The organism is Halomonas sabkhae, from assembly GCF_030409265.1.
In the GTDB taxonomy this organism is placed as follows: Bacteria; Pseudomonadota; Gammaproteobacteria; order Pseudomonadales; family Halomonadaceae; genus Halomonas; species Halomonas halmophila.
This window is the reverse complement of the sequence record NZ_JAUFPM010000001.1, coordinates 1-23,339: the sequence shown is the minus strand read 5'-3', so window position 1 is coordinate 23,339 and position 23,339 is coordinate 1. Positions and strand designations below refer to the sequence as shown.

Sequence of the window (23,339 nt, the reverse complement as noted above, 5' to 3'; positions counted from 1 at the left end):
GCCCCTGGCGTGATGCCCCGCCGTCAGCGTTGACACCACCCGACGCCACGGCCACGACAATACCTGGCCGAGTGATGGCCGCACCCGCTAGTCTGTGTATGGAAACGACTCTGGCGGGGCGCGCGTCGTGATCGCGACACTGGCTGTCGCAGGAGCACCTTCCCTGTCATGAGGAAATCCATGATGCTGGAATGATCAGCTCACCTTACCGAACAACAAGGAAACCTCTCATGATCGATTCTCTGCCGCGTCGCGCTGTACTGTGCTCTCTCATCGCCGGCCTCGGCGCAGGCGCCCTGGCCGTCAATGCCCAGGCCGCGACCACCATGGACTTCTCCAACGAATACAATGCCAGCTCGATTCATGCCGAGGGCGATGCCTGGTTCATCGACCGGGTCGAGGAGCTGACCGACGGCGAAGTGGATATCACCCTGCACACGGGTGCCTCCCTGGGCTTCCGCTCCGGCGACCATTTCTACGCCGTGGCCGACAATGCCGTGCAGATCGCCGACAGTCTCTCGGGCACCCTGGGCGGCATCGATCCGATCTTCCTGCTGTCCTCACTGCCGTTTCTCGCCGACGACGTCGAATCCGCCAAGCGGCTCTACGAGATCGCCAGACCAGAATACGCCGAGGTCTTCGAGGACAACAACCAGATCCTGCTCTACGCCTCTCCCTGGCCGGCCAGCGGCATCTGGTCCGAGGAGCCGGTCACCGACATGGAAGGCCTGCAGGACCTGAAGATTCGTACCTACGACCGCAACGGCACCGAAATCCTGCGCAATGCCGGCGCGTCCCCGGTCAAGCTTTCCTGGGCCGACGTGGTACCGCAACTGGCCACCGGCGGCATCGAAGCCGTGCTGACCTCCGCGGAGTCCGGTGCCAATGGCAGCTTCTGGGAGCATCTGAATGACTTCAGCGCCATCAAGTACGCCATTCCGCTGAACATGGTGCACATGAACCGCAATGTCTTCGAGTCGCTCAGCGAGTCCCAGCAGGACGCCATCCTGCAGGCCGCCGAAGAGACCGATGCGCACAACTGGGAGGTGGTCCAGGAGCGCGTGGCCCAGAACTACGAGACACTGGAATCCCACGACGTCGCCATCCACGACCCGATTCCCGAGGATTTCCGCGCCGGCCTGGAGGAAGCCGCCACGCCTGTGCTGGAGAACTGGCTGGATAATATCGGTGAACGCGGCCAGAAGATCATCGACGAATTCAACCAGACCCAGGCATCCGACTAATGTCCACGACTCCCGCACGGCCCGACGGCCTGCTCGAGACGTTCAGCCACCGACTCGGCCAGCTCGCTTCCGGGCTGGCCCGGGTCGGCGCCTGGCTGGGCATGCTGCTGATCATCTACATGCTGGGCCACATCCTGCTCGAGATCGGCATGCGGCTCTTCGGCCGCTCCACCTTCGTGCTGGATGAGTTCATCGGCTACAGCGTGGCCGCCATGACCTTCCTCAGCCTGCCCTATGCCCTGGAGCAGGGCGGACTGATCCGGGTGTCGCTGGTGCTCGAACGCTTTCCGGAACGCCTGCGCTGGCCCTTCGAACTCTTCGCCAGCGTCTCGACGCTGCTGGTCTTCGGCTGGCTGGCTCACTTCTGGACCATCGCCGTGCAACGCAGCTACGCCCGCGGCATTGTCAGCGAGACACTGGCCGAAACCCCGCTGTGGATTCCCCAGGGCGCAGTCCTGATCGGCCTCTACCTGCTGTGTCTGATACTGGTGGCGCGCATTCTGCGCATCCTGGTTCAACGCACCACCTTCAAGAGCGGAGCCTGACGGCATGGACATTCTGTTTATCGGCCTCGGGGTGCTGGCCATCCTGCTCGTCGTGCTGGCCCTGGGCAGCTGGATCTTCGCCGGCCTGGTGATCGTCGCCGTCCTCTCCCTATGGGGGCTCGGCGATTTCGGTTTCGACCGCATCGGCCTGATTCTGTCGAAGATACTCTTCCGGGCGGCCAACAGCTGGGAGCTCTCGGCGATTCCGTTGTTCATCTTCATGGGCGAGCTGATCTTCCGCTCGGACATCGCCGAGCGCCTGTTCAGGGGGCTCACGCCCCTGACCCGTCGCCTTCCCGGCGGCATCCTGCATACCAATGTGCTGGGCTGTACCCTGTTTGCCGCGGTCAGCGGCTCCAGTGCGGCGACCACAGCCACCATCGGCAAGATCACCACCCGGGAGCTCGCTGATCGCGGGTATCACCGGGGTCTGTCGATCGGCTCGCTGGCCGGCGCCGGCAGCCTGGGGCTGCTGATTCCGCCGTCGATCGTCATGATCGTCTACGGCGTTCAGGCCGAGGTCTCGATCAGCAAGCTGTTCATGGCCGGCGTCATTCCGGGGCTGGTGGTCGCGGTGCTGTACATCGGCTATGTCATGCTGCGCTGCCTGATCAACCCGGCGCTGGCGCCGCCCCAGCGTGCCGACGGCACCACGCCGCTGCAGGCCCTGCGCCTGCTGGCCCCGGTGCTCGGCCTGGTCTTCGTGGTGCTGGGCGCCATCTATTCCGGCATCGCCACGCCTTCGGAGGCGGCGGCCATCGGCTGTGGTGCCACCCTGGTACTGCTGGCCATGGAGCGCCAGCTGAACCTGGTGCTGCTGCTCGACGCCCTGCGCGGCGCGCTGATCACCTCGGTGATGGTGTGCAGCCTGCTGGTGGCGGCGGCCATGCTGTCGACGGCCATGGGCTACCTGCACCTGCCCAGCGAGCTGGCCAGCTGGATCGCCCAGCAAGGATTCTCGCCGATCGCCCTGCTGCTGGCCATGGCACTGTTCTATATCCTGCTGGGGCTCTTCCTGGACGGCATCTCGATCACCGTGATGAGCCTGCCGATCACCCTGCCGATCATCATAACGGCCGGTTACGACCCGCTATGGTTCGGCGTCTTCCTGGTGATCATGGTGGAGCTCGGCCAGATCACCCCGCCGGTGGGCTTCAACCTCTTCGTGCTGCAGGGGCTGACCGGTGAAAGCATCAGCCGGGTAGCCATCGCCGCCGCGCCCTTCTTCGCCCTGATGTGCCTGGCGGCCCTGATCATCAGCGTCTGGCCGCAGCTGGCCCTGTGGCTGCCCCGCATGTTGTCAGGGTGAACGACCGGGTTCACGAATCTTCGGGACCAATCCACACGAAGGGGTTGTGGGCGACTTCCCATAGGTGGCCGTCGGGATCGGCGAAGTAGCCGGAGTAGCCGCCCCAGAAGACCTTCTGTGCCGGTTTGATCAGGCTGGCGCCGGCCGCCACCGCCTGCGCCAGCACTGTCTCTACCTCGGCCTCGCTCGCAACATTGTGGGCCAGTGCCACACCGCCAAACGCCGGCTTGTCACCCACGGACATGCCGGCATCCTCGGCCAGAGCCGCGCGGCCATAGAGGCCCAGCCAGGTGCCATTGAGGGTAAAGAAGGCCACTTCCGGCGGTGACTCGAGCCGTGGCCAGCCGAGCCCCTGCTCGTAAAAGCGTACGGCCCGCTCGATATCCTCGACGCCGAGCGTGATCATGCTGATTCTGGGCTGCATGCGGGCTTGCCTCGTTGCGGTATATCGCTCCAGCATAGCCCAACCCCACATGGTTGACGCGTCGAGCCCTCCGCCATTGCGTACTTAGTCACGCCACCACCAGTCGGCCCTGAATGGCGGTCCGGCCGGCGGCCACATCTTCCGGACGGTCCGCGTTCATGAGGCCTCCTGCTCGCCGGACAGTTCCCAGGACGCGAAGGGATCGGGCAGAGCCAGCCATAGCGACTCGGGTTCTACCTGACGACAGCCGACACTGGATAAAAGCAGCCTCCCGACCAATCCGGACAGGAGGCTGCCGACGTGACGCCGCGATAAAAAAGCGAGCCGAGAAGGAGGAGCAGCACGCATGGCGTTTTGCCGCGTCACACTTCGAGCATGGTTCAGGCCGGCCATCTTGACCGTGGGATTTCTCCCCGCCTCGATGTGAGATATCAAGGACATCTTGAGCGAAGCGGCTGTGCAGGCGCTGTGCTGCATCCGAGGGCACGATCGACATGACGCGCTGGCGACTCCCTCGCTGTGGCGCGTACAATGCCGGCCTTACCGGTCGGAGCCACTAGCAACGGCCGATGCCCTCATTCATGACCCTCCCGCGAGATGCTCACCTTTGCTTTCTACTGCCAACATCACCATGCAGTTTGGCCCCAAGCCGCTGTTTGAAAACGTTTCCGTCAAATTCGGCCAGGGTCATCGCTATGGCCTGATCGGCGCCAATGGCTGCGGCAAGTCGACCCTGATGAAGATTCTCGGCGGCGACCTGGAGCCCACCAGCGGCCAGGTCATGAAGGACCCCACCACGCGGCTCGGCAAGCTGCGCCAGGATCAGTTTGCCTTCGAGGATGAGCGCGTCATCGACACCGTGATCATGGGCAACGAAGAGCTCTGGCAGGTCTCGGCGGAGCGTGAGCGCATCTATGCCCAGGCCGCGATGAGCGAGGAAGACGGCATGGCGGTCGCCGACCTCGAGATACGCTTTGCCGAACTCGAGGGCTATACCGCCGAGGCACGCGCCGGCGAACTGCTGCTGGGGCTGGGCATTCCGCTGGAACAGCACGACCAGCCGATGAGTGTGGTCGCCCCCGGCTGGAAACTGCGCGTGCTGCTGGCCCAGGCACTGTTCAGCGACCCGGACGTGCTGCTGCTGGATGAGCCGACCAACCATCTGGATATCAACACCATCCGTTGGCTGGAGGACATCCTCAAGGCACGCTCGTCGACCATGATCATCATCTCCCACGACCGCCACTTCCTGAACAGTGTCTGCACGCACATGGCGGACCTGGACTACGGCGAGCTGCAGCTGTTTCCCGGCAACTATGACGAGTACATGACGGCCGCCACCCAGGCACGCGAACGCCTGCACGCCGAGAACGCCAAGAAGAAGGCGGAGATCGCCGAGCTCCAGCAGTTCGTCAGCCGCTTCTCGGCCAATGCCTCCAAGGCCAAGCAGGCGACCTCGCGCCAGCGCAAGATCGACAAGATCCAGCTCGAAGAGATCAAGCCTTCATCCCGCGTCAGCCCCTTCATCCGTTTCGAGCCGCAGCGCAAGATTCATCGCCATGCCCTCAACGTCGAGGACCTCACCAAGGCCTGGGGCGACAACCTGTTGTTCGAGCGCCTGGGTCTGCGGGTCGAGGCCGGCGAGCGAGTGGCCATCATCGGGCCCAATGGCATCGGCAAGACCACCCTGCTCAACTGCCTGGTCGGCACCATGACGCCGGATGCCGGCGAAGCCAGGTGGACCGATGCCGCCGAGGTGGGCTATTTCGCCCAGGATCACGCGGCGGATTTCGACGGTGGCGAGACGCTGTTCGAATGGATGCAGCAATGGACCACCGGCGGCGAGCAGACGGTGCGCGGTGCCCTGGGACGCATGCTGTTTTCCAACGATGAGATCGGCAAGTCGGTGAAGGTCATCTCGGGGGGCGAACAGGGACGCATGCTGTTCGGCAAGCTCATACTGCAAAAGCCCAATGTGCTGGTCATGGACGAGCCCACCAACCACCTGGACATGGAGTCCATCGAGTCGCTCAACCTGGCACTCGAGCACTATACCGGCACCCTGATCTTCGTCAGCCATGACCGGGAGTTCGTCGGCTCGCTGGCGACCCGCATCATCGAGATGACCGAGGATGGCATCGTCGACTTCAGTGGCAGTTACGATGACTATCTGCGCAGTCAGGGTCTGTATGCCTGAAGGCACCCACAAACGGCAGATATAACAAAAGACGCCCACCATGAGCGGTGAGCGTCGGGGTTGAGGGATGGCTGCCGGGCACGCCCGACAGCCCCTGTCAGGCCTTACAGCAGCCCGCCCTGGTCATCAGGCTGGATACCCATGAGGCCGATGTCGTCGCCCACCGGGGCGTCATCATTGGCCGGTTCCGATGTAGCGCCGGGTTCCTCGCTGAAGTTCAGCATCGACATCATGCTGGCCATGCCATCGGCCACTCCATCCGGTTCACGTGTCAGCTGGAAGGAGGCCAGGTCCATCGAGCCGCCGTTGAAGGTGAGGCGCAGCACCTGCACGCCCTCTTCCAGATCCAGTGTCAGGGATGGCCCATCGGCGTAGACCCCCCAGGCTCCGGTATTGGGCACCGCACCGCTGTCCTCCTCGTAGAAGCCGCCATCCTGTTCGACGGCCGCCGTAATGGTGCGCCCATTATTGGGACTCGAGGTCGAGAACGTAAGGGTATGGGTGCCCGCCTGCTCGACGTCGATGGTGTACTCGAGCCATTCGCCCTCGTCCACCCAGCCGACGGCATCCCCCTCGCCGACGATATCCACGCCATCCCCGGGGCGCACGTCCGTGCCGATCTGGAAGGCGTCGGCATCATTGTAGGCCACATCCTGCCCACCCTCGTCATAGTTCACCGCATCGAGGCTCAGGCCGTCGTCGGCATCCACCTGCCAGGGCACACCACCGTCATTGAAGGCCTGCTGACCATCCCGACTCATGGTGAACGAGGCGAGATCCATGGAGCCGCCGTTGAAAACGACGCGCATGACCTGCTCGCCCGCTTCCAGGGCGACCTGGAAGGCCTCGGTCGGCTGGAAGTTACCCCAGCCGCCGGTCGGTGATACCGCGACCGGATCCATCGTGGCGTAGGGCGTTCCATTGTCCTTGGCGAAGGTCGCGGTGATGGTGCGCTGCGCACCACTGCTATCGCCCAGTGCCGTCAGGAAGGACAGGTCGTAGACGCCGGCCTGCTGGATGTCGAGGGTGTATTCCACCCATTCGCCATCATCCACCCAATCGATCGCCTCACCGTCACCGACGATATCCACCCCATCTCCGGGACGTACCGCGGTGCCGATCTGCTCGGCATCGGCATCGTTGTAGGCGACATCCTGGCCCCCTTCGTCGTAGTTCACGGCATCGAGGCTGAAGTTGCCACCGACCTGCCAGGCCGAGCCATCCGCGGTGAAGGCCTGCTGACCATCACCGGACGGGGCCTCAGTCACGTTCAGGATGAAGCTGGTCTGGGCACTGGCCTGGCCATCGGAGGCCGTGACGCTGACTTCGAACTCGCCGGTCTCGTCCGTGGTACCGGCGAAGATGCCATCACTCGACAGGCTCAGCCCCGCTGGCAGGCCACTGGCCGTGTAGCTCAGGTCATCCCCATCGGCATCCGTGAAGGCATCGGCGAGCGCCAGCTCGATGGGTTGGCCTTCGACCAGGCTGACATCCTCGATGCCCGACGCCACCTCGGGCGCCTGGTTGGTTGGTGTCAGCATGAACGATGCCAGATCCATGGCCCCACCATTGAAGGTAAGCCTCAGCACCTGTTCGCCGGCTTCAAGCGCTACCTGTGTGGTATCGGTCCGGGTGAAGTTGGTCCAGCTACCTGTCGGTGATACCCCGACCGGTGACGCCGTTGCATAGGGCGTGTCCCCCTTGGCAAAGCTGGCGGTAATCGAGCGGGCCGCCGGGTTGGACGAGTCCATCGATGTCAGGAAGTCGAGGTCGTAGACACCGTCCTGCGCCACATTGATGGTGTATTCCACCCACTCGCCGTCCTCGATGAAGCCCAGCGACTGAGATGGCGTCGAGATGTCGACGGCCTCGTCGGAGCGGAAGCCATCGCCCTGGTGCACCGCGTCGGCATCATTGTAGGCAACGTCCTGACCGCCGTTGTCATAGAAGCGCGCTTCCAGGTTCAGCCCGTCACTGCCCACTTCCCAGGCGGTCTGGGTCTCGTTGAAGGCCGTCTGGGTATCCTCGGGCTCGACGAAGTCCATGCTGAAGGAGGCAAGATCGAGCTGTCCGCCATTGAAGGTCAGACGCATCACCTGCTGGCCTTCTTCCAGCTCGAAGGTCAGCGGTCCCACGCTCTGGAAGCTGGTGAAGCTGCCGGTATTCGGCAAGTCCTGCACCTGAGCCGGCGTGTAGAAGCTGCCATCCTGCTCGAAGGCCGCGGTGATGCTCTTGCCCCCCGCAACTGCCGAGGTCGAGAAATTCAGCGTGTAAGTCCCCGCCGTCTCGACGTTCAGGGTGTACTCCACCCACTCGCCGTCCGCAATGTACCCCAGCGCCTCGGTACCGTTCGAGATATCCACCGACTCGTTGGAGCGGAAGGCGGCGCCGGAGTGGCCTGGCGTGGTGTCGTTGTAGGCCACGCCCTGCCCGCCGTTGTCGTACAGCTTGGCTTCGAGTGTCAGGCCGTCGCTGCCCAACGCCCATGGGGTCTCGGCGTCATTGAAGGCGGTCTGGCTCACCGGCCCCGGATTGTCGAGGAAGTTCGGCACGCCGTCATTGTCGTCATCGTCGTACAGATCCACCCGACCGTTGCTGTCGGCATCCTCCGCCCCGCTGGGGTCATAGGTCGCGACATTCTCCACGAGGAAGATATTGTCGTTGTAGTCATAGTTCACGCCGGCGTAGTCCTGGATCACGATATAGGTGTCCGGGATAACCTCGCCGGCGGCGTCCTTGGCCACGTAGACGCGAATCAGGTGACCATCGTTTTCATCCCAGTTGAGGTTGGTACCCGGGTTGCCGATGGCATCGACCGTGTCTTCATGGAGGTTGGCATCCGGATCCGACCAGGAGATGTAGCCCTGACGGCCCGAGATCTCGGCGAAGAACCCGAAGGGTGCATCACGCTCCAGCGTGGTCGTGGTCAGGGCGTCGCCATTGTTGAGGGTGCGTGGCAGCAGCGTCTGGCCGTCATCCTCGTCATGGGCCAGGATCTCGTCGAGATCCCGGCTGTCGACGTCGTGCACGAAGAGTCGCGCCACATCGCCCTGGGTGTGATAGGCCGCCAGCTGGGTGATCTTGATGGGCGCACTGCCGTCAGCCCGCTGGAAGTAGGGAGACAGGATCTCGTCACCGTTGGCTTCCACGAGGCCGCCCTGGTTCATCTGGCCCTCGGCCACATTGGTCGAGTAACCGAAGGCATTGACGATTTCCTGGACCGCCGGCTCCTGCCCGCTTTCGGACTGGTTCTGGGCCAGGCCCGCCAGCTGGATGACCTTCTCGCCCTCGTCGGCATCGCTGGAGTCGATGACCAGACTCGCCTCGTAGAGGCTGCCGTCGTCGGGGTCGTCGGCAATGAAGCGTACCCCCACCTCCACGGACTCGCCCGGCGCCAGGGTGACGGCGGAGAACGCCTCGGTCAGCTCGAACAGCGTCTCGTCACTGACCGCGACGCCGTTGATGTCGAGGTCTTCGAAGCCATCGTTACGCAGCGTGATTGTGACTTCGTCATGCACCTCCTGCGCCGAGTTGGCCGGATTCTCGATGCGTGACATGACCAGCCGCTCATTGGACGGCACGCCATCATTGTTGATCACCGTCAGCTCGCCACCGGAGACCGGTGACACGCCCTCGATGAGGAACATGTTGTCGTTGTAGTCATAGTTGATGCCGGTGTAATCCATGATGCCCAGATAGGTATCGGGGATCACATTGCCCTCGGCATCCAGCGCCCGGAACATGCGCACCGTGTAACCACGCTCGATTCCCTCGGCATCGGCCGGAGGGGTGCCGCCCCCCTCAGGATTCAGGGAAGGGTCCGTGGAAAGGTTGGCCATCTCGATGCCGAAGACACCATTGCCGGTCCAGCCTGACGGAATATCGTTGCCGCCGAAGGTCATGGTGGCGAACTCGCCATTCGACTTCACCGGCAGAATCGTCTGGTTGTTATCCCCGGCATGGTTGCTGAAGATCACGTCCTGATTCACGTTACCCGGATTATGGATCCCCAGCGTCGCCCCGCCACTGCCATGATAGGCCGCCAGCTGGGTAATCCTGGCCTCGCTGACGCCATCGGCCAGTGACCAGTAGCGCGACAGCACCTCGTCGTCATTGATCGGCCGATAGAGATCGAAGTCATTCAGCACTGAATTCTGGCCGGCACCGACGGTTGGCAGGCCGTCGATACGGTTGCCGAAGCCGAAGACTTCCCATACCTCGTTGACGTTGGGTTCCCAGCCGCCTTCATCGCGCGCCTGCCAGAAGCCCGCCATGTGGACCTCGGCGATCGGCGAGTCGGCATCATTGGTGGTCAGGCGGATGCGACCCTCGAAGACACCATCTCCCGCGTCATTGGTCGGCGCCGTGTAGGCATCACGTTCGAAGAGCACCGTGACCTCCAGGGATTCGCCGGCCGCCAGCGAGAGGCCCTCGAAGATCGTCGGATCGGCCAGCACGAAGGGCCCCTCGACCTGGGCGTCGAGCACCTCCAGGGTCTCACTGCCGGTATTGGCAATGGTCACCGTGGCGCTGTCCTTGAACGCGCGGTCATCGGCCGAGGCACTGTTGTTGTCCAGATAGCTGAAGTGCAGTCGGTCCGAGTAATAGGCCGCATCGCCGCTCTCGACCGCGATATCGGCATTGTCATTGCCGGTCAGCGGCGTCACATCGAGATAGTCGAGGTCATCGGCCCCATCCGCGCCGGCAACCGCCCGCAGGTTGTACTCGACCCCTGCCTGGAGTTCGACATAGGTGCCTTCCTCGCCGGCATCGCCTTCACCCGGATAACTCAGCACCTCGACCGGCTGACCATTGAGCGTCAGCGTCAGGTCCTGCCCGTCATCGGCCCCTGCATTGGCGGCCAGGTCAAGACGATAGAGACCGTCCGTGTCCACCGTGAAGTAGAAGTCCGCCGTCAGCTCGTTGATCGTCCTCGCGCTATCGCCACTCTCCAGCTCGATGCGGGCGCCATCGGAGACATCGGCATACACCGGCATGAAGTTGTCAGAAGGCACATCCGGCACTCTGAGCAGGTCAACATTGGGTCCGTTGGCTTCTGGAGCCGTCACGCTGACGGTATTGCTACCCGCCTGCAGATTGACCAGCAGTTCCTGGAAGAACCAATTGTTTTCATCCTCGTTGCTCTGGCCTACAAAGTTGACCTGGCCCAGGTTGACGCCGTTAACACTCAGCTCCATCGGGCGGTCGGCCTTGCTCGCTGCCAGCGCATAGCGGAAGCCGATCTCGTAATTGCCCGTCTCATTGACATCAATGGTCCAGGTAATGGTCTGATCGCCCGTGCCATCAAAGTCGACGAAGCCGTCGCCGGAGGCGTTGCGGTCATCGGCACTCTCCGGTACCACCACTGGCCCGTCAAGCGAGGCACTTTCTGCCTCGTAGTCGGTGAAGCCCGGGGTAGTATCCGGCGGTACTTGCAGCACTTCGAGCTGGTCGATATTGGGGCCGGTGTTATTCGTGGCCTGCAACCGCACCGTGTTCTCCCCGCTGACCAGGTTGGCCGCCACGTCTTCAGTCAGCCACTCGGCCCAGGCGGCATCATCGCTCAGGCCAATGGGCGGGCTGAAGTCGAAGACGCCGACACTGACATTGTTGACGAAGACCTCGAGCGGACGATCGGCATCACCACCATTGGCATAGCGCAGCCGCAGCACCGACTCGCCGGCCTGGTCGGCCGTCAGCTCGAAGCTGAAGGTCAGGAAGTCGACATTGGTCGAGCCATAGTCGGCGTAACCGCCCAGAATGCCGTCGTCGGGATTGGTGTTGCCATCCACGCCGAAGGATCCCGGACGCAGTCCATTGGGCAGCCCCTCGGTGGTTTCCGGATTGTCGGCATCGCGGATCTGGATTTCGGCGCCCGCGCCGGTCGCGATCGAGACCGCGGTGCCGTCCAGGGGCGTTTCGTCTTCCGCCTGGATGGTCAGCAACGACACCAGGTCATCGCCGGGTCCCGGGCCCGGATCGACGACGCCGCCCGGTGCGGGATCGAGGCGAATGATCTGGCTCTCCCCGTTGCCGCGATTGAGCGTCAGCAGATAGAGCTGACCGGTCACCGGATTTTCGATGATGTCCAGCGGATCGACATAGCTGATGACATTGCCGTCAGGATCACGCAAGACGTCATCGCCGATCACATTACCGTTGGCATCCAGGGTGACCGAGCGCACGTCATCACCACCGGAGTACTCGGTGAACAGCACGTTGCCCTGGAGGTTGCCGCCAAATATGCCGCTGGTGTACTCCACCGCGCCATTGGGCGAACGGTTCTCGCCGAGTGAATAGACACCTGAAATGTCGTAGTTGCCTTCGGGATCGATGCCACTCGGATAGGTGGTGACCTGGTTGGGGTCCGTGCCACTGGTCGGGTTGCCGCCGTTGAGGATGTACTCGTCGCGCAGCGGGTTGGGGTGGCCGTAATAGCCGCCCTCGACAATCTTGAACAGATAGTCGTCCTGCTTCTCGACATTGGTATAGCGTTCGTTCTCCGGCGTGGAGGGATCATCCGGCACATTGCCCCCGGCCGCCGAGCCGTTGGTCGGCACATAGAGGAAGCCGTTGGAGTGCCAGACCAGGTCATAGGCATTGCGCGCCCCGGTGGCAAACAGCTGCAGTACCGCATCCTCGGCAAAGGGATCATAGAAGCTCTCGAGCACGTTGCCGTTGATGTCCTGCACGGTGGCCACGCCGCGGTCGTCGAACACCAGGAACTCCCCGTTGCCCATGGGAATGGGGTCGTCCTTGGGGTGACCGTCCGGGTCAGCGTAGCGGGTGTTCTGGCCGTTATCGGGCACGGGTTCGGTGGACACATCGAAGCCACCGGCCGGCGCATCCCGGGTGGGATCGATCTCCATGACGGCCGCATTCAGCAGGCGTTCCGGGCGGTTGCCCCAGGCGCTGTCCGGCTCGCCCATGGCCGAGTTCGAGCCCTGGATCAGATACAGCAGATGCGTCGGCACATCGGGATTGGTGGCCGCGTCGTAGTCCGGGTTCTCGCGGAACTCGAGGCTGTTGGTCACATGGTCGCCATTGGAGCGCGGCAGCCCGGTGATGTAGGGCTCGGCAGTCCCCGAGAAGTCACTGCCGCCGTCCAGGGTGATCTTGGTGATCCGGCCACTGAACTCCGGCACACCATTGTCGCGCCCATTGAGCGGGATCGGGTAGTTATCGGTGACCCACAGTACGTCGGGATCATTCGGATCGACCACCAGGCCGATGATGCCGCGCTGCTGGCTGTCTCCCGGCTGGTCGAAGTAGTTGTCGGGCAGGCTCAGTTCCTGACGGTTGGACAGCGAACCATCGTTGGGGTCCACGTCGTACCGCAGCACCTGTCCGGCGATGGTGGCGATGTACATCACGGAGCCATCGGGCGAGATCTCCAGCGAGGTAAAGCCGAACGCATTATCGGCACCACCGTCGAGCTCCACCACATCGTTGAAGGCCACATCCCGCGCCACCACCTCCGGCGCTTCACCGGTGACGAAGGTATTGGTGTACTTCTGGAATTCGCGGGTCGGCGCATCCCCGTCATCATTGGGGCCACGATCCCGGAAGCCATCGATGATCAGCGTGTAGCTGGTGTGCTCCTTGAGCATCTGGCTCGGTGAGATGGTCAGCGAATCGAAACCACCGGTGGTGTTGGCATTGAAGCTGACTTCTTCTCCCGTCAGCGTCTCGATCAGGCGAATCGAGCCGTCGTTCAGACTCTCGAGCAGCGCACCGCCGCGTCCATCCACCACCGAGATGCCGACGAAGATATCCGAAGTCGGATCGATGCCCGTCGGCAGGCTGCCATCAGTGGGATCCAGGTCCACCTCAAACTCGTTCTCGCCGACGCCGGCAATGGCCCGGGCGTCGGTGAAGAAGGCATAGTCCTGCGGGGCCTCGCGCGCGTCATCCGGCGTCAGGTCCGGCAGCCCCTGGATCTCGAGGTACTGGATCTCGGTGTTTTCATTGTCGAGCCCCAGCGAATCCAGCGTCAGGCGCCCATCGGTGACCTGCACGATGCGCGTCACCAGATCGGAACGGAAGCCGTCGGTGTCATCGGCGGGATTGCCATCTGCCGGGAAGTCCTCTGGACGGAAGGGGGTGAAGGGGTCATTGAACAGCTCACCCTCGGCATTCAGGACGTTATTGCTGTCATAGGGCCCGGACGTGTCGCCGATGGAGGCCGTCACCTCGTAGTAGCCGTTCTCCAGCTCCATCTCCCAGCCGGCGCGTACATAGGCACTTCCCGGCTGGTCAAAGTGGGCATAGGTACCCTGACGCGGGTCGAGACCGGCGATATCATCGGTACGGTCGTTGACCGCCACGCTGGTCAGGCTCGAAATATCCAGCGGGGTCGTGCCGGGTTCGCCATCGTAGATCGACGCCTCGGTCACCCAGCCATACTGGTAGGTCTGACCATCAATGATCACCGATTGAGTGCCGAACGCCTTGCCGTTGTCGGCGATGTAGCCGTCCGGCACTGCCACGCCTTCGGGCTGGAAGTTGACCTTGACCGCAAAACGGTCGACCGGCTCGACCACATCCGGCGGCTCGACACCCTCACGCGTGACACTCAGACGATCGATATTGGGGCCAGCGTTACCCACGTTCTCAAGCCGGATAGTGTTATTGCCCGCCTCGAGTTCGACCTCGATAGTGGCCTCTTGCCAGTTCACCCAGCCGTCATTGCCGTCGCCGGTAATCGGGAAGGCCATCTCCCCCTGGGACTCGCCGCCCACCAGTATGTCCATGGGCCGATTCGCGCCACCTCCATCACCGTTGGTGTAGCGCACGCTCAGGGTATAGGTGCCGGCGTCCTCGACGTCGACTTCGAAGGACCCAGCATCACCAGCTTCACCCCCCATATCGAGGTAACCACTGCCGGTATAGCCATCCCATAGCCCATCGGGACCAGCCGCTTCGTTGGTCTCAGGATTGCTGGCATCGCGCACTACCGTATCGGGCGTAGGCTCGTCGTCATCGATCAACAGCGCCTCGCCCTGAATCTCGAAGGCGAAGGGCGTCGGGCCGGTATCGCCATCGTCCAGCGCGAAGGTCACCTGGTCGATATTGGGGCCGTTGGCCACACCACCGTCCGCCGCCGTGGGAATGGTCAGCGAGAAGGTATTGTCGCCCTCTTCCAGGGTCACTTGCACCTCGAGCTCGAGCCACTGATCCCAGGGATCATTGACACCATCATCGGCCGCATTGGGGAACGCTACCTGGGGCTGGGCCGCGCCATTGACGGCGAGATTCAGCGGCCGAGGTGCATCGCCACCGTTGGCATAGCGAATGGTGGCCGTGTAAGTGCCAGCGGCTGGCGCATCGACGTTGAATGTTATCTGGTCGCCGGCATCGGTGCCGAAATCCAGGTAAGCGTCGCCGACTCCCCCTTCTCGGTAGTTGCCGAAGTCATCGGGGTTGTTCTCGTCCACCGTACGTGTAACGGCCCCTTGGGCGGTGCCGCCGACGTCGGTAACGCTCGCGTCTTCGCCCTGCAGAGTGAAGGGTTCCACCACGACGTTGCCATCGTCGATGGTGACGCTATCGCTGGCTTCGGCCTCGTTGCCGGCCGCGTCGGTAACGATCAGGGTCACCTCGACACTACCGCTCTGGCCGCTGAGGTCGACGCTGATATCACCACTGGCATCAGGGGTCACGCTGCTGCGGGTCGTGCCACCATCCAGGCTGACTTCATAGCTGACGATGTCGTCATCATCACCGGCGACATTGAACAGCGCACTGGCCAGCTGGCCGGTTTCCAGGCTGTCATCGGCGGCGGTCAGAGTCAGATTGCCGTCTTCATCGGCGCTGCTGTCCACCGGAATCGGCCCGCTGCCACCCTCGGTGACCTCGATGCGATCGATATTCGGGCCGGTGTTGGCCCCCTCGGGAATGGCCAGCATGATGCTGTTGGTGCCGGCCTCCAGATTCACGCTCACGGTCTCGAACGCCCAGTTGTCGAAGCCCTCCTGCGGACCGGTACCATCCGGATCGGTGGCCAGCATATCCAGCGCGACGGGGGTTCCGTCATTGATCACCAGGTCCAGCGGTCGGTCGCTGTTGGTGGCGTAGCGCACGTTGATATCGTACTGCCCCGCCTGGGTCACTTCGACCTGCCAGGTGACGTTGTCGCCGGCCGTGTCGCCGAAGTCCAGGTAGCCGGTGCCGGTAAAACCGGGGCGCAGGCCATCGACCAGGTCATCATTGTTTTCCGGATTGCCGGCGTTGCGGATCGTAGTGTCGGTCTCGTTGGCGTCGTCATCGAAGCTGGTGACCGCGCCATCCTGCACCTGCAGGCTGAGCGGCGAGAACGGTGCCTCGTCGACATCCGCTACACTGACGGCCAGTGTCTGCACATCGCTGAGATCACCATCGTTGACGGTGACCTCGACCTCGTAGACACCATCCTCGTCACTATCCACCGCCAGTTCGAAGTCACGCGGGCTGGTAAAGCTCAGGGCCCCGGTGGTGGCATCTATGCTGAACAGTGGCGCATCCACGCCGCCGGTGATGGCGAAGGCCGGGGCATTGAGCCCGGTGGTCAAGCCATCCTCGTCGACCACCGGCAGCGTGCCGATGGCGGTGAGATTTTCATCCACCGTAAAGGTGGTCTGATCGATGGTAATGCTCTCGTTGAGATCCGCCACCGTGATCAGGGTGTCCTGGGTGACGCTTTCCTCCCCATCCGACACCGTCACGCTCAGTTCATAGACACCGTCTTCATCGCTGTCGGCCGCCAGCTCGGCATCCGGTGGATTGACGAAGGTCAGCGCCCCCGTCAGCGCGTCATAGTTGAACAGTGCCGCATCCGCCCCGGAGAGCGTCACGCTGAGGCTGTCGGCGTCTGCGTCTGCGTCGGCGACGACCAGGTTGGCCACCGCCGCGGTGTTTTCATCGACACTGACGGTCGCGTCCAGGCCGTCCAGGGTCGGCGCGCTGTTCACCGGCTCGTCGATGCGCTCGAACACCAGGGAGTCGATACGCATCAACTCGCCTCCTTCCCCGCGCAGTTCCAGGCTCGCCAGGTCACCGGTCGAGACCTCGAAGGGCGTCTCGAAGACGATCTCCTTGCGATTGCCGGACTGCCCGGCATTACCGCGCTCACCACTGCCGACGAGAGTACCGAAAGCGTCGTTCAGCAGCACATCGGCGGTCAGGCTATCGCTCGAGGTGTCGCGGGCTTCCAGCACGGTATCACCGATGGTCAGCGTCAGGGCGCCCTGGCCGTCGGTTTCATCGAACACATACAGGCGTGCCGTGTACCAGCCCGGCTCGACACCGTTGGCCTCAAGCTCGGTGCCCACCGTGGCGGGCGCATTGCTGGTCAGCCGGATCAACTGGTCGTTGGAGGCCGAGGCATTGCCGGTCACGATCAGGTTGTCGGCATTCAGGTCGGTGAAGCTTTCGGCTTCGATGGTCAGGGTATCGCCGACCTGAGTGCCCTCGATGATGAAGCTCAGTGTCTGGGTGGTGGAGAGCCCCTGCGGATCGGTGGCCCGGATCACGGCATCGAAGGATCCGCCCTGAACCGGCACGCCCTGGATGATGCCATCCACCACCTCGAGCCCGGCAGGCAGCGATTCCGCGGTAAGCGTCAGGCTGTCGCCGTCAGGGTCGGAGAACAGTCCGCTGAAGTCCGCCAGTGGGAGCTGGATAAAGCTCTCGCCCACCTCGCCAAAGTACGGCTCCAGCGCGACAGGCTCGGCGACCGGAGCGTCGTTGACGTTCTCGATCGTCAGGGAAAAATCCGTCGACGTCTCGACGCTGCCATCATCGGCCGTCACCGTGACGGTGTAGGCTCCCGGGGGCAACTCGCCGAGGCTACCGGACAGCACACGACCGTCGATGCTCAGGCCATCCGCATTGACGGCCTGCTGGTCACTGTCAGTGATGGTGAAGCTGAAATCCAGGGCATCGCCGTCATCATCGACGAAGGGCAGATCCACCTCGAGGTTGGCGCCCTCATCGAGGCTCAGGTCGGCAATGCCGCCCCCCACCACCCGCGGAGCGCTGTTGGTGTCCTCTATCACTTCTTCGCTGAGAGTGACGGCACTGAAACTCACGCTGCCCTTGTCGCCCAGATCATCGTCGTTGACGAAGACCAGCGAATCGATAGTGGTACCCGCATGAGCGGCGAGGTCGATGGTGAAGCGCAGGCTACCGTCGCCGTTGTCCACCCCCTGGCCGCGCAGATCCACGAAACCGCCCTGGGACTGGGTACCGCCGAGCTGATAGACGCTGCTGCCGCCATTGAAGGGGTTGTCATCGGCATCGAAGCCGATCGCCACGATCTCGGGTGTGGGCGCACTGGAAATGGCCACATCCAGCACCAGCCGGGTCTGATCGGTGATGCTGTAACTGTCGGACAATTCGGCGCGCTTCCAGACATTATCGGTCAGCGTCAGGGTGCCGCCATCATTTTCCACGGCGGCCCCGGTGCCACTGGCCGGATTATCCTGGGTCTCGTTGTAGGCCGTGATGGTGCCGGCATCGAAGACCACATCCAGACTGGCCGGGCCGGACGCGGCCACACTGACCGTGTCTTCGGCACTCGCCTCGTTGCCGGCCGCATCCGTGACGATCAGGGTCACCGTGACGTCGCCGACGCCCTGTTCCGAAAGGTCGACCGTCAGGGTGTCACCGTCACTGGTGACCGGTTGACGCGTGGCGCCACCATCGAAGCTGACGGCCAGGGTCGAATCGGCGTCGATGCCCGCCACGCCGAACACCACGGCGTCGCTGGCGTCGCCGGCGATCTCGCTATCCGGGCCGTCGAGCGTCAGGTCCGCGCCTTCATCGGCCGTAGTATCCAGTGCCAGGTCCAGCGAAGCCTCTTCCCGGTTGCCGAAGGCATCCAGGGCGATCAGCGTGGCGGAAAGGTCACCGTCCGCATAGGCGGAAAGGTCCAGGGTGAAGCTGTCATCCGGACCGGGAGAAACCTCCTCGACCGTCACGCCACCGTCCAGGCTGACGCCGACGAAAACGATGTCGTCATCGAGCCCTGAGACGCTGAAGCCTGCTGAAGGCGCCTCTTGCGCGTTGACGATCGCGGACTCGGCACTGAAGGCCAGCGGCGTGGCGTCGGCATCAGCCAGCACATCGCCCACCGGGCCGGAGCCGGCGGTGGTCACCTCGAGCCGGTCGAGATTGGGCCCACTGCTCGTGCCGGCCGGAATGCTCAGCTCAATGGTATTGTCGCCGGCGGCAAGCTCGACGGTCTGGGTCTGGTATTCCCAGACATCGAAGCCCTCGGGGTCGACACCCGAGGCATTGGGATCGGTCGAGGCGAATGCCTGATCGGCCAGCGCCGAGCCGTTGACGGCCAGGCTCATCGGACGATCGCCACTGCTGGCATAGCGGAAGTTCAGGTCATAGCTACCGGCTTCAGCGACATTGACGGTGAACGTCAGGCTGTCTCCCGGCTGGCTGCCATAATCCACATAGCCCGTCCCCGAGTAGTCGGGGCGCAGGCCCTCGAAGCTCGACCCACTCTCAGGATTCTGCGCGTCGCGTACCAGGGTGCCGGCATCGTTGTCGGCGCCCAGCTCGGCATCCTCGGCCTGCACCACGATCGGCTCGATGGCAGGGCCGCTGACCGCCTCGGCGACCAGCGCCACCTCGATCTTGTCGATATTGGGGCCATTGGTCGCGCCCCCCAGTCGCAGGGTATGGCTACCCGCTTCGAGGGTGATGTTCAGGGTTTCGGTCGACCAGCCTTCCCACTCGGTCTGACGCGTCGGATTGTTGCCCGTGGGGGCCGGTGCCTGATTGATCGGCGCCACGCCATCCTGGCCCAGATCATCGGGATAGTAGTTCGGCTCCGTGGTAGTGGCGAAGGCGAAGGACGCCAGATTGGTGGTGGCACCGTCCTCGACCAGCATGAGGTCAAGCGGGCGCGCCGAGCCACTCGCATAGGTCACGCTGACGCTGTAGGTCCCCGGGGTGGCCACCTCCAGCGTGAACTCGCCATGGGCATCGGCATTGCCGAACGCCCAGTCCAGATAACTGGCACCCTCGGCACCGACGCGCAGGGTTTCATCGCCATCGGTCAGACTGGCGATGTTGTCGATCGAGACGACACGATTGGTCCCGTCATCATTCGGGTCCGTTGACGACAGCACCAGGTCTTCACCCTGTACGACATGGACATCCGGATCCGGTGCGCGCACTTCCAGATAATCGACATTGGGGCCGCTGGCGCCGTTGGAAGTGAAGGAAACCGTATTCTCGCCCTGCTCCAGCTGGACGCGAATCGTGCGTTCGCCGAAGTCACTGAAATCGGCGGCATCAGCGGTCAGGGTCGTGCTCGGCAGGTCGAACATGCGGTCCTGGAGCTCGCCATTGACATCGATACGCAGCGGTCGATTGCGCTCGGCTCCACCATCATCCTGGCTAAGCGCATAGCCAAGGGCGAGCTCGTACTCACCAGCCTCGTCGACCGAGAAAGTGAACGCCAGGGTTTCGCCGCTCGCCCCGCCGTAATCGGCATAGGCGCCACCGGAGGCATTCACCGCATTGTCGCCGTCATCCACCAGCGCGATGCTGCCCCCGCCAATGCTAGCCGAATTGCCGTCCGAATCGTCCTGGTCCTCGGCTTCGATACGGATGGTGGTAAAATCGCTCGGCGCAATGGCAGCCGCGGCCATTTGCGGCGCATCCGCGGTATCGGCGAGCAAGGCTGCTGCAGGTGCCGGGTCATCCATCGGTGTCTCTTCAGCGATGGGCGGTGCCACGGAGAAATCGAAATCCTGACGGGAACCGGGCATGGTACGCCCGGCCTCGTCCATCGCTTCCAGCCACATCTTCAGCCTGCCGGGTCCGGGAGTCGGCAGATCACCAAATACGAAGGGCCTTTCAAAGCGTTCGAAAACGGATTGATGGTGGTGCTCGTCTTCCAGTGTCATTCGCATGGCCTGGACCGAATTGCCCCAGGCAGATGGAAACGGCGTAACCCATAAATCGTCGTTCTGGAATCTCTCCCCTGCCAGTTGATCGCCGTTACTGATACGACCCGAAACGCCTTTCAGATGATTCGAAACGAATGACATGAAATACATTTTCCCACCCCCGAAATATTTTTTCAGACGTAACAGCGCGCCCGACAAGGCTTGCATGGCACTACATCGTCGCCAGAGGAAGACTCGTCATACTCGACAAGACTCCCCAAGGTCGCTTCTTGCATGCTTGCCATTTTGTGGTCAGCAGGATCGATTCTAGAACAGCATTTACGAGGGAGGGGGGAGATTTTTTAGTCAAACACACACTCAGCCAACATTAAAAAAATCGCAAGCCAAAATAAAATCCATAAAAAACAAAAATATGCAAAAATTAATGGCGAAAACATTTCAAACAAAGAAAAATTCATGCCAAAACAACCATAAAATCACTACGTCAAAAGATTAGTTTTCAATTACTAAAAGATGAGAAAATCAAGACAAAAATCTCGTGACAACCCAGCCATTTACACCCACTTCATCAAACTATTTAAATAAACGGAATCATGGTGATAAATACTGAAAAGTCTTGATAAAATGAGCGAATGTCGTTCCCCTTTCCTAGTCACCCGAATGCTCAAAACACGGCCAGGGGCGTGGCAGGTGCCCGAATTCAAGGCGGGCGAGAAACACCTGTCGACAGCGCTCGGTCCCTCAACGTCTCGCTCGAGCCTGGCGGCGGCATCGCTGCGAACAGTAGATGACGTTTTCCCAGTCACGCGCCCACTTCCGGCGCCAGACAAAGGATTTCTCGCAGACCGGGCAGATTCTGGTGGGGAGATGAGGTTTGCAGTGCGCCATGATCGTGAGCGGTCGTCGCGTCAGTAGACGAGATAACAGCGAACCGCATCCACCGGTCCACCCGATGTCTGAAAGCGTGCTCGTGCGGTCGCCTCGGCCGCGGCCAGCGAGTCGACTTCCACACGTATCCAGTTGCCCAGCATCTTGCCACTGGCCAGACGAAAGCACTCATAGGCGCGCGATGTGTCGATGGCATCGTAAAGACTGGCCTGCGACACCGGTGCGACCGCCAGCAGTATTCCCAACAGCAGGATGCCTTTCATCGCCTCTCCCTCATTCTGCTTCCCATCAGCGCGCCGTACCGCAACTCGCCCTGTGGCGGGGCATGCCAGGGTCACGGGGCCACGCAGCATGGCTGGCCTGCTCCCGGCCGGAACCTTTGCATTGTAGCAGTCGCGGGATCCCCCATTCGTGATGCGTCCCACCGTTGGCGGCTGCCTTGCATCAGCATTTGCCTGATGGCCCCTGCTTGTCGAATACTGTATATATAAACAGCTACTCGCAAGAGGAAGGCTCATGTGCGCAACATCTATCCATCACCCGCATCCGACACCGCCCTACCGCCCGTTGCCGCATCCGCTGGCGACCATTCGTGCCGGCTTTGCCGGATTCCCCTCGCCCGCGGAGGATTATGTCGGACGCACCCTGGATCTCAACGAACGACTGGTGAAGCGCCCCGCCGCCACCTTCTTCATGACCGTCAGCGGCGACAGCATGGAAAGCTTCGGCATCCATGATGGCGATACCCTGGTGGTGGACCGTTCCATCGATGCGCATCCCGGGCACATCGTCATCGCCTTGATCGACGGCGAGGTGATCGTCAAACGCTATGAGATGATCGGCCGTCGTCCCTACCTGTGCTCCGGCAACAGCCGCTATGCGCCCATTCCGGTGGCGGACCTCGACTGTCAGGTCTGGGGGGTGGTGCGCGCCGTCATCCACGAGTTCCCCGTGTGAGCCTTGCCATGATCGGACTGATCGACTGCAACAACTTTTATGTGAGCTGCGAGCGGGTCTTCCAGCCTCAGTTGGAAGGACGACCCGTGGGCGTCATGTCCAACAATGATGGTTGCGTGATCGCGCGCTCCAGCGAGCTCAAGGCACTGGGGGTGGAAATGGGCACTCCGGCCTTCGAACTGAAGCAATGGCACGATCAGGGGCATATCCAGCTGCTCTCTTCCAACTACGAGTTGTATGGCGACATGTCCGCGCGGGTCCGCAACGTGCTCGAGGAGTTTTCCGCCGGGGTCGAGCCCTACTCCATCGACGAGATGTTCGTGCACTTCGATGGCTTCGAGAGCGCCGGTATCGACGCCCTGGCCCGCACGCTCCATCGCCGGGTACGACAGTTTACCGGCATCCCCGTCTGCGTGGGCGTCGCCCCCACCCACACCCTGGGCAAGCTGGCCAACCGTGCCGCCAAGAAGCGCTCCGAGTACGCCGGCGTCTGTGTCATGCAGGCCGACAGCACCGCAACACGGCACATCCTCGCCGGCACCGCGGTCAGTGATGTCTGGGGGGTTGGTCACCGGCTGGCGGAGAAGCTCGCCCTGCAGAACATCCGTACCGCCTGGGACCTGCGCCAGAGCGACCCCCACGCCATGCGCCGGCGTTTCTCCGTCACCCTCGAGCGGACCGTGCGCGAGCTGCAGGGCACGCCCTGCCTCGAGCTCCACGACGAGCACCGCCCGCGGGATCGCATCATGACCTCACGCTCCTTCGGCCGCCTGACCGGCGAGCTGGGCGAGCTTCGGGAAGCCATCCGCCAGCATGCTCAGCGCGGTGCCGAGAAGCTCCGCCAGCAGGCAAGCCAGGCCCGC

General features: G+C 62.7%; 10 protein-coding genes. 6 read left to right on the top strand and 4 right to left on the bottom strand.

Annotated features, from left to right (window positions below):
• The first annotated feature begins 230 nt into the window (after nucleotides 1-230).
• The 3 genes from QWY79_RS00050 to QWY79_RS00040 are packed head-to-tail and all read left to right on the top strand — an operon-like array spanning nucleotide 231 to nucleotide 3,098.
• Nucleotides 231-1,244, top strand: coding sequence for a TRAP transporter substrate-binding protein (locus QWY79_RS00050; protein WP_290268646.1), 1,014 nt, complete (start codon nucleotides 231-233; stop codon nucleotides 1,242-1,244).
• Nucleotides 1,244-1,789 carry a TRAP transporter small permease gene (locus QWY79_RS00045; RefSeq protein WP_290268644.1) on the top strand — a complete coding sequence of 182 codons (546 nt, stop codon included), beginning with the start codon at nucleotides 1,244-1,246 and terminating at the stop codon, nucleotides 1,787-1,789. Before QWY79_RS00050 ends, QWY79_RS00045 begins: the two co-directional genes overlap by 1 nt.
• 4 nt (nucleotides 1,790-1,793) lie before the next feature.
• Complete coding sequence (locus tag QWY79_RS00040; protein ID WP_290268642.1) at nucleotides 1,794-3,098, top strand: TRAP transporter large permease; 1,305 nt, start codon at nucleotides 1,794-1,796, stop codon at nucleotides 3,096-3,098.
• Between the two features lie 10 nt (nucleotides 3,099-3,108).
• Here QWY79_RS00040 and QWY79_RS00035 read toward each other — a convergent pair whose 3' ends face one another.
• Nucleotides 3,109-3,522, bottom strand: a complete 414-nt coding sequence (locus QWY79_RS00035) for a VOC family protein (RefSeq protein ID WP_290268639.1) — start codon at nucleotides 3,520-3,522, stop codon at nucleotides 3,109-3,111.
• Nucleotides 3,523-4,129: 607 nt separating this feature from the next.
• On the opposite strand from QWY79_RS00035, the gene QWY79_RS00030 reads away from it, so the two are divergent.
• A complete protein-coding gene (locus QWY79_RS00030) occupies nucleotides 4,130-5,719 on the top strand; it encodes an ABC-F family ATPase (protein ID WP_290268637.1) in 1,590 nt (529 codons plus the stop codon).
• Nucleotides 5,720-5,823: 104 nt separating this feature from the next.
• Here the strand turns inward: QWY79_RS00030 and QWY79_RS00025 are convergent, their stop codons facing one another.
• The 3 genes from QWY79_RS00025 to QWY79_RS00015 all read right to left on the bottom strand — a co-directional run bounded on the left by QWY79_RS00025 (nucleotide 5,824) and on the right by QWY79_RS00015 (nucleotide 21,782).
• Nucleotides 5,824-20,628 (bottom strand): carbohydrate-binding protein, encoded by a 14,805-nt coding sequence (locus QWY79_RS00025; protein ID WP_290268636.1) that lies wholly within the window; start codon nucleotides 20,626-20,628, stop codon nucleotides 5,824-5,826.
• A 744-nt stretch (nucleotides 20,629-21,372) separates the two neighbouring features.
• Entirely contained in the window at nucleotides 21,373-21,519 is a 147-nt protein-coding gene (locus tag QWY79_RS00020; RefSeq protein WP_290268634.1) for a DUF2256 domain-containing protein, read from the bottom strand.
• 20 nt (nucleotides 21,520-21,539) lie between these two features.
• Complete coding sequence (locus QWY79_RS00015; protein ID WP_290268632.1) at nucleotides 21,540-21,782, bottom strand: hypothetical protein; 243 nt, start codon at nucleotides 21,780-21,782, stop codon at nucleotides 21,540-21,542.
• A gap of 253 nt (nucleotides 21,783-22,035) precedes the next feature.
• Between QWY79_RS00015 and QWY79_RS00010 the strand changes: the two genes are divergently transcribed.
• On the top strand, nucleotides 22,036-22,476 hold the full coding sequence (locus QWY79_RS00010; protein ID WP_290268630.1) for a LexA family protein: 441 nt from the start codon (nucleotides 22,036-22,038) through the stop codon (nucleotides 22,474-22,476).
• An 8-nt stretch (nucleotides 22,477-22,484) separates the two neighbouring features.
• Nucleotides 22,485-23,339 (top strand): Y-family DNA polymerase (locus QWY79_RS00005; RefSeq protein ID WP_290268628.1); only part of this gene is annotated, 855 nt, incomplete at its 3' end.

Bases quoted from the DNA above. Each gene is read 5' to 3' on its own strand.
- QWY79_RS00040 (WP_290268642.1), top strand. From the start codon at position 1,794: ATGGACATTCTGTTTATCGGCCTCGGGGTGCTGGCCATCCTGCTCGTC.
- QWY79_RS00050 (WP_290268646.1), top strand. From the start codon at position 231: ATGATCGATTCTCTGCCGCGTCGCGCTGTACTGTGCTCTCTCATCGCC.
- QWY79_RS00020 (WP_290268634.1), bottom strand. From the start codon at position 21,519: ATGGCGCACTGCAAACCTCATCTCCCCACCAGAATCTGCCCGGTCTGC.
- QWY79_RS00025 (WP_290268636.1), bottom strand. From the start codon at position 20,628: ATGACACTGGAAGACGAGCACCACCATCAATCCGTTTTCGAACGCTTT.
- QWY79_RS00045 (WP_290268644.1), top strand. From the start codon at position 1,244: ATGTCCACGACTCCCGCACGGCCCGACGGCCTGCTCGAGACGTTCAGC.
- QWY79_RS00015 (WP_290268632.1), bottom strand. From the start codon at position 21,782: ATGAAAGGCATCCTGCTGTTGGGAATACTGCTGGCGGTCGCACCGGTG.
- QWY79_RS00010 (WP_290268630.1), top strand. From the start codon at position 22,036: ATGTGCGCAACATCTATCCATCACCCGCATCCGACACCGCCCTACCGC.
- QWY79_RS00035 (WP_290268639.1), bottom strand. From the start codon at position 3,522: ATGCAGCCCAGAATCAGCATGATCACGCTCGGCGTCGAGGATATCGAG.